Here is a 15947-nt window from a genome sequence, read left to right as displayed (position 1 = left end):
AGCTCGGCGTCGTCTACCAGGTCAGCCTTGTTCAGGAAGACCACGATGTACGGAACGCCAACCTGACGGGACAGCAGGATGTGCTCACGGGTTTGTGGCATCGGACCATCGGCGGCCGAGCAAACCAGGATCGCGCCGTCCATCTGGGCAGCACCGGTGATCATGTTCTTCACGTAGTCAGCGTGACCTGGGCAGTCAACGTGAGCGTAGTGACGAATGTTCGAGTTGTACTCGACGTGAGCGGTGTTGATGGTGATACCGCGCGCTTTTTCTTCCGGAGCCGAGTCGATCTTGTCGAACTCAACGACAGCCGAACCGAAAACTTCGGAGCAGACGCGAGTCAGAGCTGCGGTCAGAGTGGTCTTACCGTGGTCAACGTGGCCGATGGTGCCGACGTTAACGTGGGGAAGGGAACGATCAAATTTTTCTTTAGCCACGACAGTGAACCTCTTGCCTAAAGGGGATTAGCCTTGTTTTTTAACGAGTGCTTCGACGATGTTCGACGGAGCTTCGGCGTATTTGGAGAATTCCATGGAGTAGCTTGCGCGACCCTGAGACATGGAACGAACGTCGGTCGCATAACCGAACATCTCTCCGAGCGGAACTTCAGCACGGACGACGCGGCCGGAGACCGACTCATCCATACCCTGGACCAGACCACGACGACGGTTCAGGTCACCCATCACGTCACCCAGGTAGTCTTCCGGGGTTACAACTTCGACTTTCATGATCGGCTCGAGGACCACGCCACCGCCCTTCTGGGCCAGTTGCTTGGTTGCCATCGAAGCGGCAATCTTGAACGCCATTTCGTTGGAGTCGACGTCGTGGTACGAACCGTCGAATACCGCAGCCTTCAGGCCGATCAGCGGATAGCCGGCGACAACGCCGTTCTTCATCTGCTCTTCGATGCCCTTCTGGATCGCAGGGATGTATTCCTTCGGAATCACACCACCAACGACTTCGTTGGAGAACACCAGGCCTTCGGTGATGTTGCCCTTGTCGTCCACGTCCGGCTCGGAGAAACGAACCCAGCAGTGACCGAACTGACCACGACCACCCGACTGACGAACGAACTTGCCTTCGATCTCGACGTTGGACTTGGTGATCTTCTCGCGGTACGAAACCTGCGGCTTGCCGATGTTGGCCTCGACGTTGAACTCGCGCTTCATGCGGTCAACGAGGATGTCCAAGTGCAGCTCACCCATACCGGAGATGATGGTCTGGCCAGTCTCTTCGTCGGTCTTGACGCGGAACGACGGGTCTTCCTGGGCCAGCTTGCCCAGTGCGATACCCATCTTCTCCTGGTCCTGCTTGGTTTTCGGCTCTACGGAGAGCGAAATCACAGGCTCCGGGAAGTCCATACGCTCGAGGATGATCGGCTTGTCGGCGTTGCACAGGGTGTCACCGGTGGTGACGTCCTTCATGCCGATCAGAGCAGCGATGTCGCCTGCGCGTACTTCCTTGATCTCCTCACGCTGGTTGGCGTGCATCTGCACCATACGACCAACGCGCTCTTTCTTGCCCTTGACCGAGTTGATGACCGAGTCACCGGAGGTCAGGAAGCCCGAGTAAACGCGGACGAAGGTCAGAGTACCCACGAACGGGTCGGTAGCGATCTTGAAGGCCAGGGCCGAGAACGGCTCGTCGTCGTCAGCGTGACGCTCGTCGAACTGCTCAGGCTTGACTTCGTCCTTCGGCACGTCGATCAGGTCAGGGTGAATACCCTTGATCGCCGGGATCTCGGTCGGAGCAGGCAGGAAGTCGATAACGGCATCGAGAACCAGGGGAACGCCCTTGTTCTTGAACGACGAACCGCAGACAGCCGGAACGATCTCGCTGGCCAGGGTGCGCGCGCGCAGGCCTGCCTTGATCTCTTCGACGGTCAGCTCACCTTCTTCAAGGTACTTGTTCATCAGCTCTTCGGTGGCTTCGGCGGCGGCTTCAACCATGTTGTTGCGCCACTCGTTGGCCAGCTCGACCATATCCGCAGGAATTTCTTCCTCACGGTAGGTGGTGCCCTTGTCGTCGTCGTTCCAGTAGATAGCCTTCATCTTGATCAGGTCGACCTGACCCTGGAAGTTATCTTCCGAACCGATGGCCAGCTGAACAGGAACCGGGGTGTGACCCAGACGGTTCTTGATCTGACCTACGACGCGCAGGAAGTTGGCACCGGCACGGTCCATCTTGTTCACGTAGACAACACGTGGAACGCCGTACTTGTTGGCCTGACGCCATACGGTTTCGGACTGCGGCTCAACGCCGGAAGTACCGCAGAACACAACGACCGCGCCGTCGAGCACACGCAGCGAACGCTCTACTTCAATGGTGAAGTCAACGTGGCCGGGGGTATCGATGACGTTTACGCGGTAGTTGTCGTACTGACCACGGGAACCTTTCCAGAAGGTGGTAACGGCAGCGGAGGTAATGGTGATACCGCGCTCCTGCTCCTGCACCATCCAGTCGGTGGTCGCGGCGCCGTCATGCACCTCGCCCATCTTGTGGCTCAGACCTGTGTAGAACAGGATCCGCTCGGTAGTGGTAGTCTTGCCCGCGTCAACGTGCGCGCAGATACCGATGTTACGGTAGCGGTTAATTGCTGTAGTACGAGCCATAAAGCCCTCGCAAAATGATTGATGCTTGAATTAGAAGCGGTAGTGCGAGAACGCTTTGTTGGCTTCAGCCATACGGTGAACGTCTTCACGCTTCTTGACTGCAGCACCCTTGCCTTCAGCAGCATCCAGCAGCTCGCCAGCCAGGCGCAGAGCCATCGACTTCTCGCCGCGCTTGCGGGCGTAGTCTACGAGCCAGCGCATTGCCAGAGCGTTACGACGGGACGGACGAACTTCAACCGGAACCTGGTAAGTGGCACCGCCGACACGGCGGGACTTTACTTCGACCAGCGGAGCGATGGCGTCGAGAGCTTTCTCGAAGATTTCCAGGGGGTCGCTGTTCTTGCGTGCTTTGACGGTATCCAGGGCACCGTAAACGATGCGCTCGGCTACGGCCTTCTTGCCGCTTTCCATCACGTGGTTCATGAACTTGGCGAGGATCTGGGATCCGTACTTCGGATCGTCCAGGATCTCACGTTTTGCTGCTACACGACGTCTTGGCATGATAAGCCCTCAAACGGTCTTCAGGTTAGCCCGGGACGTGGGTCTTCGACCCCTGCCCGACCTTACTCTTATCGACTCAAAAAAATGGATGTCTGCAAACGACCGATTACTTCGGACGCTTGGTACCGTACTTCGAACGACCCTGGTTACGGCCTTTGACGCCCGAAGTATCCAGAGAGCCGCGAACGGTGTGGTAACGAACACCTGGCAAGTCTTTTACACGGCCGCCACGGATCAGGACGACGCTGTGCTCTTGCAGGTTGTGGCCTTCACCGCCGATGTACGAGGAAACCTCGAAACCGTTGGTCAGACGCACACGGCATACTTTACGCAGTGCCGAGTTAGGTTTTTTCGGCGTGGTGGTGTACACACGGGTGCACACGCCACGACGCTGCGGGCAGTTCTGCAGCGCAGGAACGTCGGACTTCTCGACCGAACGCTTACGCGGCTGACGTACCAGCTGGTTGATAGTTGCCATCTACTAGCTCCACTGATTGTCTTGCGACTCTATTGTCTTGCAAGAAAGCCAAAAATTGGCGAGACGGAGCCTCACCAAATTTAAGGGTACAAAAGTCTAAAGAGGATCTTGCACCCAGTCAAGACGAGGCCCCGGCCCTCCTCGCCCGATCATCGGCAACAATTCATGTCGCCGATGATCGCTAGAGGCTTGCCGGGGCCCTGCCCTGCACTTAGTTACCGCTGGAGTTCAGCGCTTCGGTCAGTGCGGCTTCCACCTCACTGGCGCTCACACGCAGCGGCTTGTCGGCATCACGGCGACGCTTGCGCTCGCTGTGGTAGGCCAGACCGGTACCAGCCGGGATCAGACGACCCACGACCACGTTCTCTTTCAGGCCGCGCAGGTAGTCGCGCTTGCCGGTTACCGCCGCTTCGGTCAGTACGCGGGTGGTTTCCTGGAAGGAAGCCGCGGAGATGAACGACTCGGTCGACAGCGAGGCCTTGGTGATACCCAGCAGCACGCGGGAGAACTTGGAGACGAACTTGTCCTCGGCGGCGAGACGCTCGTTCTCTACCAATACCTGAGTCAGTTCCATCTGGTCACCCTTGATGAAGCTGGAGTCGCCCGACTCGGTGATCTCGACCTTGCGCAGCATCTGACGCAGGATGGTCTCGATGTGCTTGTCGTTGATCTTAACGCCTTGCAGGCGGTAAACATCCTGGATCTCGTTGACGATGTACTTCGCCAGCGCGCTCACACCCAGCAGACGCAGGATGTCGTGCGGATCGCTCGGGCCGTCGGAGATAACTTCGCCGCGGTTTACCTGTTCGCCTTCGAAGACGTTCAGGTGGCGCCACTTCGGAATCAGCTCTTCGTACGGATCGCTACCGTCGGTCGGAGTGATGACCAGACGACGCTTGCCCTTGGTCTCTTTACCGAACGCGATGGTGCCGCTGACTTCAGCCAGGATCGAGGCTTCTTTCGGACGGCGCGCTTCGAACAGGTCGGCAACGCGCGGCAGACCACCGGTGATGTCACGGGTCTTCGACGTTTCTTGCGGGATACGCGCGATAACGTCACCGACGCCGATCTGGGCACCGTCAGCCACACCGACAAGGGCGTTGGCCGGCAGGAAGTACTGGGCAGGCACGTCGGTGCCTGGCAGGTACAGGTCCTTGCCGTTGGCGTCGACCATCTTGATCGCCGGACGGATTTCCTTGCCGGCGGCAGGGCGATCCTTGACGTCCATCACTTCGATGTTGGTCAGGCCGGTCAGTTCGTCGGTCTGGCGCTTGATGGTGATGTTTTCTTCCATGCCCACGAAGGTCACGGTACCTTTCAGTTCGGTAACGATCGGGTGGGTGTGCGGGTCCCACTTGGCGACGATGGCGCCAGCTTCGACCTTCTCACCTTCCTTGACCGAAATCACCGCACCGTACGGCAGCTTGTAACGCTCACGCTCACGACCGAATTCGTCGGCAATGGCCAGCTCGCCGGAACGCGATACCGCAACCAGGTTGCCGTCGGCACGCTCGACCTGCTTCAGGTTGTGCAGACGCACCATACCGCCGTTCTTCACCTGGACGCTGTCGGCAGCCGAGGTACGGCTTGCAGCACCACCGATGTGGAACGTACGCATGGTCAGCTGGGTACCCGGCTCACCGATCGACTGTGCAGCGATAACGCCGACAGCTTCACCGATGTTCACCTGGTGACCGCGAGCCAGGTCGCGACCGTAGCACTTGGCGCAGATGCCGTAGCGGGTTTCGCAGTTGATCGGCGAACGCACGACGACTTCGTCGATGCTGTTCAGCTCGATGAACTCGACCCACTGTTCATCCACCAGGGTACCGGCCGGAACGATGACGTCCTCGGTGCCTGGCTTGAACACGTCGCGGGCGATGACACGACCCAGTACACGCTCACCCAGCGGCTCGACAACGTCGCCGCCTTCGATGTGCGGGGTCATCAGCAGGCCCTGGTCGGTGCCGCAGTCGATCTCGGTCACTACCAGATCCTGCGCCACGTCTACCAGACGACGAGTCAGGTAACCGGAGTTCGCGGTCTTCAGTGCGGTATCCGCCAGACCCTTACGAGCACCGTGGGTCGAGATGAAGTACTGCAGTACGCTCAGGCCTTCACGGAAGTTCGCGGTGATCGGCGTCTCGATGATCGAGCCGTCCGGCTTGGCCATCAGGCCACGCATACCGGCCAGCTGACGAATCTGGGCAGCGGAACCACGCGCACCGGAGTCGGCCATCATGTACATCGAGTTGAAGGACTCTTGCTCGACTTCCTTGCCCTCGCGATCGACGACCTTCTCTTTCGAGAGGTTGGCCATCATCGCCTTGGACACTTCGTCGTTCGCCTTGGACCACAAGTCGATGACCTTGTTGTACTTCTCGCCCTGTGTAACCAGGCCGGAGGCGTACTGGCTCTCGATTTCCTTCACTTCGTCGGTGGCGGTACCGATGATGCGGGCTTTCTCGTCCGGGATCACGAAGTCGTTGACGCCGATCGAAACGCCGGAAATGGTCGAATAAGCAAAACCGGTGTACATCAGCTGGTCGGCGAAGATCACGGTCTCTTTCAGACCAACCACGCGGTAGCACTGGTTGATCAGCTTGGAGATCGCCTTTTTCTTCATCGACTGGTTGACCACGTCGAACGGCAGGCCGGCAGGCACAACCTGGAACAGCAGCGCACGGCCGACAGTGGTGTCGACAATACGGGTGTTCTTGACGATGGAGCCGTCGCGCTCTTTCACGGTCTCGTTGATACGGACCTTGATTTTCGCGTGCAGGGCGGCTTCGCCGGCGCGGAATACGCGGTCGACTTCCTGCAGGTCGGCGAACACACGACCTTCGCCCTTGGCGTTGATGGCTTCACGGGTCATGTAGTACAGACCCAGTACAACGTCCTGCGACGGAACGATGATCGGCTCACCGTTGGCTGGCGACAGGATGTTGTTGGTCGACATCATCAGCGCGCGCGCTTCGAGCTGGGCTTCCAGGGTCAGCGGCACGTGAACGGCCATCTGGTCACCGTCGAAGTCGGCGTTGTACGCGGCGCAGACCAGCGGGTGCAGCTGAATAGCCTTGCCTTCGATCAGAACCGGTTCAAAGGCCTGGATACCCAGACGGTGCAGGGTCGGTGCACGGTTGAGCAGTACGGGGTGTTCGCGAATCACTTCGGCGAGAACGTCCCACACCTCTGGCAGCTCGCGCTCGACCATCTTCTTGGCGGCCTTGATGGTGGTCGCCAGACCACGCATTTCCAGCTTGCCGAAAATGAACGGCTTGAACAGCTCGAGGGCCATCTTCTTCGGCAGACCGCACTGGTGCAGACGCAGGGTCGGGCCTACGGTAATTACCGAACGACCGGAGTAGTCCACGCGCTTACCGAGCAGGTTCTGACGGAAGCGACCTTGCTTACCTTTGATCATGTCGGCCAGGGACTTCAGCGGACGCTTGTTCGAGCCGGTGATGGCGCGACCGCGACGGCCGTTGTCCAGCAGGGCGTCGACCGCTTCCTGCAGCATGCGCTTTTCGTTGCGCACGATGATGTCCGGCGCCGACAGATCGAGCAGGCGCTTCAGACGGTTGTTACGGTTGATCACCCGACGATACAGGTCGTTCAGGTCGGAGGTCGCGAAGCGGCCGCCATCCAGCGGTACCAGCGGACGCAGGTCCGGCGGCAGTACTGGCAGGACGGTCAGGACCATCCACTCAGGCAGGTTGCCCGAGCCCTGGAAAGCTTCCATCAGCTTCAGGCGCTTGGACAGCTTCTTGATCTTGGTTTCCGAGTTGGTCTGCGGAATCTCTTCGCGCAGGCGGCCGATCTCGTGCTCCAGGTCGATAGCGTGCAGCAGCTCGCGGACAGCCTCGGCACCCATGCGGGCGTCGAAGTCGTCACCGAACTCTTCCAGCGCTTCGAAGTACTGTTCGTCGTTGAGCAGCTGACCCTTCTCGAGGGTGGTCATGCCCGGATCGATAACGACATAGCTCTCGAAATAGAGCACGCGCTCGATATCACGCAGGGTCATGTCCATCAGCAGGCCGATACGGGACGGCAGCGACTTCAGGAACCAGATGTGGGCAACCGGCGAAGCCAGTTCGATGTGCGCCATGCGCTCACGACGAACCTTGGCCAGGGCGACTTCAACGCCGCACTTCTCGCAGATCACGCCACGGTGCTTCAGGCGCTTGTACTTGCCGCACAGGCACTCGTAGTCCTTGACTGGGCCAAAGATCTTGGCGCAGAACAGGCCGTCACGCTCAGGCTTGAACGTACGGTAGTTGATGGTTTCCGGCTTCTTAACTTCACCGAACGACCACGAACGGATCATTTCAGGCGACGCCAGACCGATGCGGATGGCGTCGAACTCTTCGACTTGACCCTGGTTTTTCAGCAAATTCAGTAGGTCTTTCAAGGCCTTTCCTCCTGGCGGAGCAGGAAGCGGGCATTACCTGCCCCGCTCCCCTTCGCGTCACGTGTTATTCGGTTTCCAGATCGATATCGATACCGAGCGAACGGATCTCTTTGATCAACACGTTGAAGGACTCGGGCATGCCCGGCTCCATACGGTGATCGCCATCCACGATGTTCTTGTACATCTTGGTACGGCCGTTCACGTCGTCCGACTTCACTGTGAGCATTTCTTGCAGGGTGTATGCCGCGCCGTATGCTTCCAGCGCCCACACTTCCATCTCCCCGAAACGCTGACCACCGAACTGCGCCTTACCACCCAGCGGCTGCTGGGTAACCAGGCTGTAGGAACCAGTGGAACGCGCGTGCATCTTGTCGTCCACCAAGTGGTTCAGCTTGAGCATGTACATGTAACCCACGGTCACAGGACGCTCGAACTTATTGCCGGTACGGCCATCGAACAGCACCATCTGGCCGCTTTCCGGCAGGTCTGCCAGTTTCAGCATGGCCTTGATCTCACGCTCCTTGGCACCGTCGAAGACCGGAGTAGCCATAGGCACGCCTTTCTTCAGGTTGTTCGCCAGGGCGAGGATCTCTTCGTCGGTGAACTCTTCCAGGTTCTCCTGACGACCACCGATCTCGTTGTAGATCTCGGTGAGGAAGGTACGCAGTTCAGCGGCTTTACGCTGCTCTTCGATCATGCGGTCGATCTTCTCGCCCAGGCCCTTGGCCGCGAGGCCCAGGTGGGTTTCGAGAATCTGACCGACGTTCATACGCGAAGGTACGCCCAGCGGGTTCAGTACGACGTCGACCGGAGTACCGTTGGCGTCGTGCGGCATGTCTTCGACCGGCATGATCACCGAGACGACACCCTTGTTACCGTGACGACCGGCCATCTTGTCACCCGGCTGGATGCGACGGCGGATTGCCAGGTAGACCTTGACGATCTTCAGTACGCCTGGAGCCAGGTCATCGCCCTGCTGCAGCTTGCGCTTCTTGTCTTCGAACTTGTCGTCCAGCAGGCGACGGCGATCGACGATGTACTGCTGAGCCTTTTCCAGCTGCTCGTTCAGTGCATCTTCGGCCATGCGCAGTTTGAACCACTGGCCGTGCTCCAGACCGTTCAGGACGTCATCGGTGATCACGGTGCCTTTCTTCAGGCCCGCGCCACCGTCGACCACCTGGCCGTTCAGGGCAGAACGCAGACGCTCGAAGGTCGCGCCTTCGACGATGCGGAACTCTTCGTTGAGGTCCTTGCGGATCTCATCCAGCTGCATCTTCTCGATGGCCAGGGCGCGGCTGTCGCGCTCGACGCCATCACGGGTGAAGACCTGGACGTCGATGACGGTGCCCTTGGTGCCGGTTGGCACGCGCAGGGAGGTGTCTTTGACGTCGCTGGCCTTCTCACCGAAGATTGCGCGCAGCAGTTTTTCTTCCGGCGTCAGCTGGGTTTCGCCTTTTGGCGTTACCTTGCCGACCAGGATGTCGCCAGCGCCGACTTCGGCACCCACGTAGACGATACCGGCTTCGTCCAGCTTGTTCAGCGCAGCCTCACCCACGTTCGGGATGTCCGCAGTGATTTCCTCTGGGCCAAGCTTGGTGTCACGCGCCACACAGGTCAGTTCCTGGATGTGGATCGTGGTGAAGCGGTCTTCCTGGACCACACGCTCGGACAGGCAGATGGAGTCTTCGAAGTTGAAGCCGTTCCACGCCATGAACGCGATGCGCATGTTCTGACCCAGTGCCAGTTCACCCATGTCGGTGGACGGGCCGTCGGCCATGATGTCGCCACGCTGAACCTTGTCACCCTTGCTCACCAGCGGACGCTGGTTGATGCAGGTGTTCTGGTTCGAACGGGTGTACTTGGTCAGGTTGTAGATATCCACACCTGCTTCGCCGGTTTCCACTTCGTCGTCGGCAACGCGGACAACGATACGGCTGGCGTCGACCGAGTCGATCACACCACCGCGGCGAGCAACCACGCAAACACCGGAGTCACGGGCGACGTTGCGCTCCATGCCGGTACCTACCAGCGGCTTGTCGGCACGCAGGGTCGGTACAGCCTGACGCTGCATGTTCGAACCCATCAACGCACGGTTGGCGTCGTCGTGCTCGAGGAACGGAATCAGCGACGCTGCGACCGAGACTACCTGCTTCGGCGAAACGTCCATCAGGGTGACGTCTTCCGGCGCCTTGACGGTGAATTCGTTCAGGTGACGAACCGCTACCAGCTCATCGACCAGCTGCTTCTTCTCGTTCATCGCGGCCGAAGCCTGGGCGATGACGTGATCGGCTTCTTCGATGGCCGACAGGAACACGATGTCGTCGCTGACAACGCCTTCCTTCACCACGCGGTACGGGCTTTCCAGGAAGCCGTACTGGTTGGTGCGGGCATAGGCCGCCAGGGAGTTGATCAGACCGATGTTCGGACCTTCAGGGGTCTCGATCGGGCACACGCGGCCGTAGTGGGTCGGGTGTACGTCACGGACTTCGAAGCCGGCGCGCTCACGGGTCAGACCACCTGGGCCGAGTGCAGAGACGCGACGCTTGTGGGTGATCTCGGAGAGCGGGTTGTTCTGGTCCATGAATTGCGAGAGCTGGCTCGAACCGAAGAACTCCTTCACCGCCGCCGCTACCGGCTTGGCGTTGATCAGGTCCTGCGGCATCAGGCCTTCGCTTTCAGCCATCGACAGGCGCTCTTTGACCGCGCGCTCTACGCGCACCAGGCCAACGCGGAACTGGTTCTCGGCCATCTCGCCGACGCAACGGACGCGACGGTTACCGAGGTGGTCGATGTCGTCGACGATGCCCTTGCCGTTACGGATATCGACCAGGGTCTTGAGGACCTCGACGATGTCTTCCTTGCTCAGCACGCCCGAACCTTCGATCTCGGTGCGACCGATACGACGGTTGAACTTCATGCGACCAACGGCCGACAGGTCGTAACGCTCGGCGCTGAAGAACAGGTTGTTGAACAGGGTCTCGGCGGCATCCTTGGTTGGCGGCTCGCCTGGACGCATCATGCGGTAGATCTCGACCAGCGCTTCCAGTTGGTTGCTGGTGGTGTCGATCTTCAGGGTATCCGAGATGAACGGACCGCAGTCGATGTCGTTGGTGTACAGGGTCTCGACGCGGACAACCTGGGCCTTGGCGATCTTCACCAGCAGGTCGGTGGTCAGCTCGGTGTTGCACTCGGCGATGATCTCGCCGGTGGCAGGGTGCACGATCGCCTTGGCGGTGGTGCGACCCAGCACGTACTCCAGCGGTACGTCCAGCTCTTTCACGCCAGCCTTTTCCAGCTGGTTGATGTGGCGCGCGGTGATACGGCGGCCTTGCTCGACGATGACCTTGCCGCTGCCGTCATGGATGTCCATGACCGCAACTTCACCACGCAGACGCTGAGGCACCAGTTCCAGGCTCAGTTTTTCGCCGGACAGGTGGAACACGTTGGTGGTGTAGAAGGTGTTGAGTACTTCTTCGGTGCTGTAGCCCAGCGCGCGCAGCAGTACCGAGGCCGGCAGCTTGCGGCGACGGTCGATACGCACGAACACGCAGTCCTTCGGGTCGAACTCGAAGTCCAGCCAGGAACCGCGGTAAGGGATGATGCGCGCGGAGTACAGCAGCTTGCCCGAGCTGTGGGTCTTGCCACGGTCGTGGTCGAAGAACACACCCGGAGAGCGGTGCAGCTGAGATACGATCACACGCTCGGTACCGTTGATTACGAAGGTACCGTTCTCAGTCATCAGGGGGATTTCACCCATGTAGACTTCTTGCTCTTTGATGTCCTTGATCGCTTTGTTCGACGATTCCTTGTCGAAGATGATCAGGCGCACCTTCACCCGCAGCGGGACCGCGAAGGTCACACCACGCAGGACACATTCCTTCACATCGAACGCCGGCTCGCCCAGGCGATAGCCGACGTACTCCAGGGCAGCATTGCCGGAGTAGCTGATGATCGGGAATACCGATTTGAAGGCCGCATGCAGGCCGACGTCGCGGAACTGATCCTTGGATGCTCCCGCCTGCAGGAATTCGCGATACGAATCCAGCTGGATGGCCAGGAGGTAAGGCACATCCATGACGTCCGGCAACTTGCTAAAGTCCTTGCGGATACGTTTTTTCTCAGTGTATGAGTAAGCCATCAGCATTCCCCAGCTTGGTCACCTGCTTGTTTGGCATCTCCCGGCGGGAGCAGCCGAAAATCGTGCAAACCTTTTGGTTTGCGCCACCCTCATGGGTGTCTTGCAGCTCGTTATCGGGGCCGACCTGATCGGCCACCAATAACGGAAAAAGGCCGGTGGCATAAGCCACCAGCCATCAGTCCTTCGCTCAACGCTCGGACTGGAGTCGCAAAGTCGAAATTACTTCAGCTCGACTTTAGCGCCAGCTTCTTCCAGCTTCTTCTTCGCGTCTTCAGCGGCTTCTTTCGAAACGCCTTCAGCGATGACCTGAGGAGCGCCGTCGACTTTCTCTTTGGCTTCTTTCAGGCCCAGACCGGTCAGTTCACGAACTGCCTTGATCACGTTGACCTTCTTGTCGCCAGCTTCGGTCAGAACGACGTTGAACTCGGTCTGCTCTTCAGCAGCGGCAGCAGCAACAGCTGGGCCAGCGGCAACAGCGGCAGCAGCGGTAACGCCGAAGGTTTCTTCCATCGCTTTGATCAGCTCAACAATTTCCAGAACGGTTTTCTGGCCGATTGCTTCGATGATTTGCTCGTTAGTCAGAGACATGACTTAAATCCTGTATTGGGGTGACAGCCTACGCAGCCATCAAATTAAACGTATGATTTTGAAAGTGTTGCGCGTGCCTTAGGCAGCAGCAGCTTCTTTCTGGTCGCGCAGAGCTGCCAGGGTACGAGCCAGCTTGCTGGTTGCACCTTGGATTACGCTCATCAGCTGTGCGATAGCCTCGTCGCGAGTTGGCAGGGTTGCCAGCACGTCGATCTGGTTAGCGGCAAGGAACTTGCCGTCAAACGCAGCTGCCTTGATCTCGAACTTGTCCTGACCCTTGGCGAACTCTTTGAACAGACGGGCAGCAGCGCCCGGGTGTTCGTTGGAGAAAGCAATCAGGGTCGGGCCTTTGAACGCGTCGTTGAGGATCGAGAATTCGGTGCCTTCAACAGCGCGCTTGAGCAGGGTGTTACGTACGACACGTACGTAAACGCCAGCTTCGCGGGCCTCTTTACGGAGTCCGGTCATTGCGCCTACAGTCACACCACGGGCATCAGCCACGACAGCGGACAGAGCGACTTTGGCAGCCTCGTTGACTTCAGCGACGATGGCCTTCTTGTCTTCGAGTTTAATTGCCACGGGTTTACTCCTGGTTTCTACCGTTTCATCTGGCCGAAGCCGGATGTCGTTTTGGTGTCTGATTCGCGAACGAATCGGGAGCACCATCTGCGTAGGCTTGAGGTTTAAGGCTTGCGCCGCCTACGGTCTTGGATAGCCCCCGCCAGGCAGGGACCCCAATTTAGTAGCCGGTGCGACCAAGGTCGCACCGACCGAGCATTACACGTTCAGCGAGCTCTGATCGATGATCAGACCTGGGCCCATGGTGGTGCTCAGGGTAACGCGCTTGACGTAGATACCTTTCGAGGAAGCCGGCTTGATACGCTTCAGATCAGCGATCAGGGCTTCAACGTTTTCCTTCAGCTTGCCGGCTTCGAAGCCGATCTTGCCAACGGAGGTATGGATGATACCGTTCTTGTCGGTACGGTAGCGAACCTGACCAGCCTTGGCGTTTTTCACGGCAGTGGCTACGTCTGGGGTCACGGTACCGACTTTCGGGTTAGGCATCAGGCCGCGAGGACCCAGAACCTGACCCAGTTGACCTACAACGCGCATTGCATCAGGCGATGCGATGACGACGTCATAGTTCAGGTCGCCGCCTTTCATTTCGGCAGCCAGGTCGTCCATACCTACGCGGTCAGCGCCGGCAGCCAGAGCGGCCTCAGCAGCTGGACCCTGGGTGAAGACGGCAACACGTACGGTCTTGCCAGTGCCGTGTGGCAGCACGGTAGCGCTACGAACGACCTGGTCGGATTTACGTGGGTCAACACCGAGGTTAACGGCGATGTCGTACGACTCGACGAACTTGGCAGCCGGCAGCGAAGCCAGCAGGGTTGCGGCTTCTTCGAAGTTGTAGGCCTTGCCTGCTTCGATTTTCTCGGCGATAGCCTTTTGGCGCTTGGTCAGCTTAGCCATTACACACCCTCCACGTTCAGGCCCATGCTACGGGCGGAGCCGGCGATGGTGCGTACAGCAGCGTCCATGTCAGCGGCGGTCAGATCGGCCTGCTTGGCCTTGGCGATCTCTTCCAGCTGAGCACGGGTGACGGTACCGACCTTGACGGTGTTCGGGCGAGCCGAACCGCTGGTCAGGCCAGCAGCTTTCTTCAGCAGAACCGAGGCAGGGGTGCTCTTGGTCTCGAAGGTGAAGCTACGGTCACTGTAGACAGTGATGATCACTGGAGTCGGCAGACCTGGCTCTTGACCCTGGGTACGGGCGTTGAAGGCCTTGCAGAATTCCATGATGTTCACACCGTGTTGACCCAGTGCTGGACCAACGGGTGGGCTTGGGTTGGCCTGGCCGGCCTTTACTTGCAGCTTGATGTAAGCCTGAATCTTCTTAGCCATGAGCTACTCCAAATTCGGGTACGAACGCCTGATGGCTCCCCGTCTGACTTGCGTTTTATCCCAGTGACGACAAAACCCCGCAGCACATAGGGCTGCGGGGTATGGGATGCTGCGTTCTGCTAGACCTTTTCGACCTGGCTGAACTCGAGCTCCACCGGGGTGGAGCGACCGAAAATGAGCACTGCAACCTGCAGGCGGCTCTTTTCGTAGTTAACTTCTTCGACACTGCCATTGAAGTCGGCGAACGGGCCGTCAATGACGCGAACTACTTCACCCGGCTCGAACAGCGTCTTCGGCTTCGGCTTGTCACTGCCGTCGGCAACGCGACGCAGGATGGCCTCAGCCTCTTTATCAGTGATCGGCGCAGGCTTGTCTGCGGTACCACCAATGAAACCCATGACCCGAGGGGTATCCTTGACAAGGTGCCAAGTCCCTTCGTTCATTTCCATCTGGACCAGTACATAGCCAGGGAAGAACTTACGCTCGCTCTTGCGCTTCTGGCCGTTGCGCATTTCGACGACTTCTTCGGTCGGGACCAGGATCTCGCCGAATTCGTCTTCCATGCCAGCCAGCTTGACGCGCTCGATCAGGGAGCGCATTACATGCTTCTCGTAACCCGAGTAAGCATGCACAACATACCAACGCTTAGCCACGAGACACCCTTAGCCAACGATCAAGGAGACCAACCAGCCGAGCAGGGAATCTAGACCCCACAACAGCAGCGCCATGACCAGAACTACAGCCACGACAATCAGCGTGGTCTGAGTGGTTTCTTGGCGGGTCGGCCACACGACTTTACGGATCTCGGTACGAGCTTCCTTCGCCAGCGCAAAGAACGACTTGCCTTTGGCGGTCTGCAGGGCAACGAAGCCAGCGACAGCAGCCAGGGCGAGCAGGACGAGTACGCGATACAGGATCGGCGAAGCGGAGTAATACTGATTACCCACGACACCGACGACTACCAATGCGACAACAGCGAGCCACTTGAACAGATCAAAACGCGATTCTTGGGCTTCAGTTTTGGGAGTCATCGAGGAGGATCCTGTGAGAAGAAAGCCATCACACCGAGGTGAATGGCAGGTCAGGAGGGAATCGAACCCCCAACCTACGGTTTTGGAGACCGTCGCTCTGCCAATTGAGCTACTGACCTATAACGCTGTATCAGGCCGGCCATTATACCGGCCTGATCAAGTAAATCAACTACTTATTCAATAATTTTCGCTACGACGCCGGCGCCGACGGTACGACCGCCTTCACGGATGGCGAAGCGCAGACCGTCTTCCATTGCGATGGTCTTGATCAGGGTGACAGTCAT

At 58.9% G+C, this 15947-nt stretch carries 14 protein-coding genes and 1 tRNA gene; all 15 read right to left on the bottom strand.

The window, feature by feature from the left end; translation table 11 throughout:
- On the bottom strand, positions 1-437 hold a 437-nt coding region (locus tag ACVWZ5_RS25290; RefSeq protein WP_336883893.1), incomplete at its 3' end, for a GTP-binding protein.
- A 27-nt stretch (positions 438-464) separates the two neighbouring features.
- Complete coding sequence (gene fusA, locus ACVWZ5_RS25285; RefSeq protein WP_050703554.1) at positions 465-2612, bottom strand: elongation factor G; 2148 nt, start codon at positions 2610-2612, stop codon at positions 465-467.
- Between the two features lie 30 nt (positions 2613-2642).
- Positions 2643-3113: a 30S ribosomal protein S7 gene (gene rpsG, locus ACVWZ5_RS25280; RefSeq protein WP_003246741.1), complete on the bottom strand. Its 471-nt coding sequence runs from the start codon at positions 3111-3113 to the stop codon at positions 2643-2645.
- 106 nt (positions 3114-3219) lie between these two features.
- Positions 3220-3591: a 30S ribosomal protein S12 gene (gene rpsL / locus ACVWZ5_RS25275; RefSeq protein ID WP_003255492.1), complete on the bottom strand. Its 372-nt coding sequence runs from the start codon at positions 3589-3591 to the stop codon at positions 3220-3222.
- 211 nt (positions 3592-3802) lie between these two features.
- A complete protein-coding gene (rpoC, locus tag ACVWZ5_RS25270; RefSeq protein ID WP_062575363.1) occupies positions 3803-8002 on the bottom strand; it encodes a DNA-directed RNA polymerase subunit beta' in 4200 nt (1399 codons plus the stop codon).
- A gap of 64 nt (positions 8003-8066) precedes the next feature.
- Positions 8067-12140: a DNA-directed RNA polymerase subunit beta gene (gene rpoB / locus ACVWZ5_RS25265; protein WP_028692259.1), complete on the bottom strand. Its 4074-nt coding sequence runs from the start codon at positions 12138-12140 to the stop codon at positions 8067-8069.
- Positions 12121-12309 carry a hypothetical protein gene (locus ACVWZ5_RS25260; RefSeq protein WP_143514912.1) on the bottom strand — a complete coding sequence of 63 codons (189 nt, stop codon included), beginning with the start codon at positions 12307-12309 and terminating at the stop codon, positions 12121-12123. Before ACVWZ5_RS25260 ends, rpoB begins: the two co-directional genes overlap by 20 nt.
- 50 nt (positions 12310-12359) lie before the next feature.
- Positions 12360-12728, bottom strand: a complete 369-nt coding sequence (rplL, locus tag ACVWZ5_RS25255) for a 50S ribosomal protein L7/L12 (protein ID WP_011531883.1) — start codon at positions 12726-12728, stop codon at positions 12360-12362.
- Positions 12729-12806: 78 nt separating this feature from the next.
- Complete coding sequence (gene rplJ, locus ACVWZ5_RS25250; protein ID WP_003257082.1) at positions 12807-13307, bottom strand: 50S ribosomal protein L10; 501 nt, start codon at positions 13305-13307, stop codon at positions 12807-12809.
- Between the two features lie 198 nt (positions 13308-13505).
- On the bottom strand, positions 13506-14201 hold the full coding sequence (gene rplA / locus ACVWZ5_RS25245; RefSeq protein ID WP_028692260.1) for a 50S ribosomal protein L1: 696 nt from the start codon (positions 14199-14201) through the stop codon (positions 13506-13508).
- On the bottom strand, positions 14201-14632 hold the full coding sequence (gene rplK, locus ACVWZ5_RS25240; protein ID WP_028692261.1) for a 50S ribosomal protein L11: 432 nt from the start codon (positions 14630-14632) through the stop codon (positions 14201-14203). Before rplK ends, rplA begins: the two co-directional genes overlap by 1 nt.
- Before the next feature lie 119 nt (positions 14633-14751).
- Entirely contained in the window at positions 14752-15285 is a 534-nt protein-coding gene (gene nusG / locus ACVWZ5_RS25235) for a transcription termination/antitermination protein NusG (protein WP_011531880.1), read from the bottom strand.
- Between the two features lie 9 nt (positions 15286-15294).
- Positions 15295-15663 carry a preprotein translocase subunit SecE gene (secE, locus tag ACVWZ5_RS25230; RefSeq protein WP_011531879.1) on the bottom strand — a complete coding sequence of 123 codons (369 nt, stop codon included), beginning with the start codon at positions 15661-15663 and terminating at the stop codon, positions 15295-15297.
- 43 nt (positions 15664-15706) lie between these two features.
- Positions 15707-15782 (bottom strand) — tRNA-Trp (locus tag ACVWZ5_RS25225).
- Positions 15783-15836: 54 nt separating this feature from the next.
- On the bottom strand, positions 15837-15947 hold a 111-nt coding region (locus ACVWZ5_RS25220), incomplete at its 5' end, for an EF-Tu C-terminal domain-related protein (RefSeq protein ID WP_080667851.1).

Source organism: Pseudomonas sp. TE6283 (genome assembly GCF_054060555.1).
This window is presented reverse-complemented; position numbering and strand designations above follow the sequence as displayed.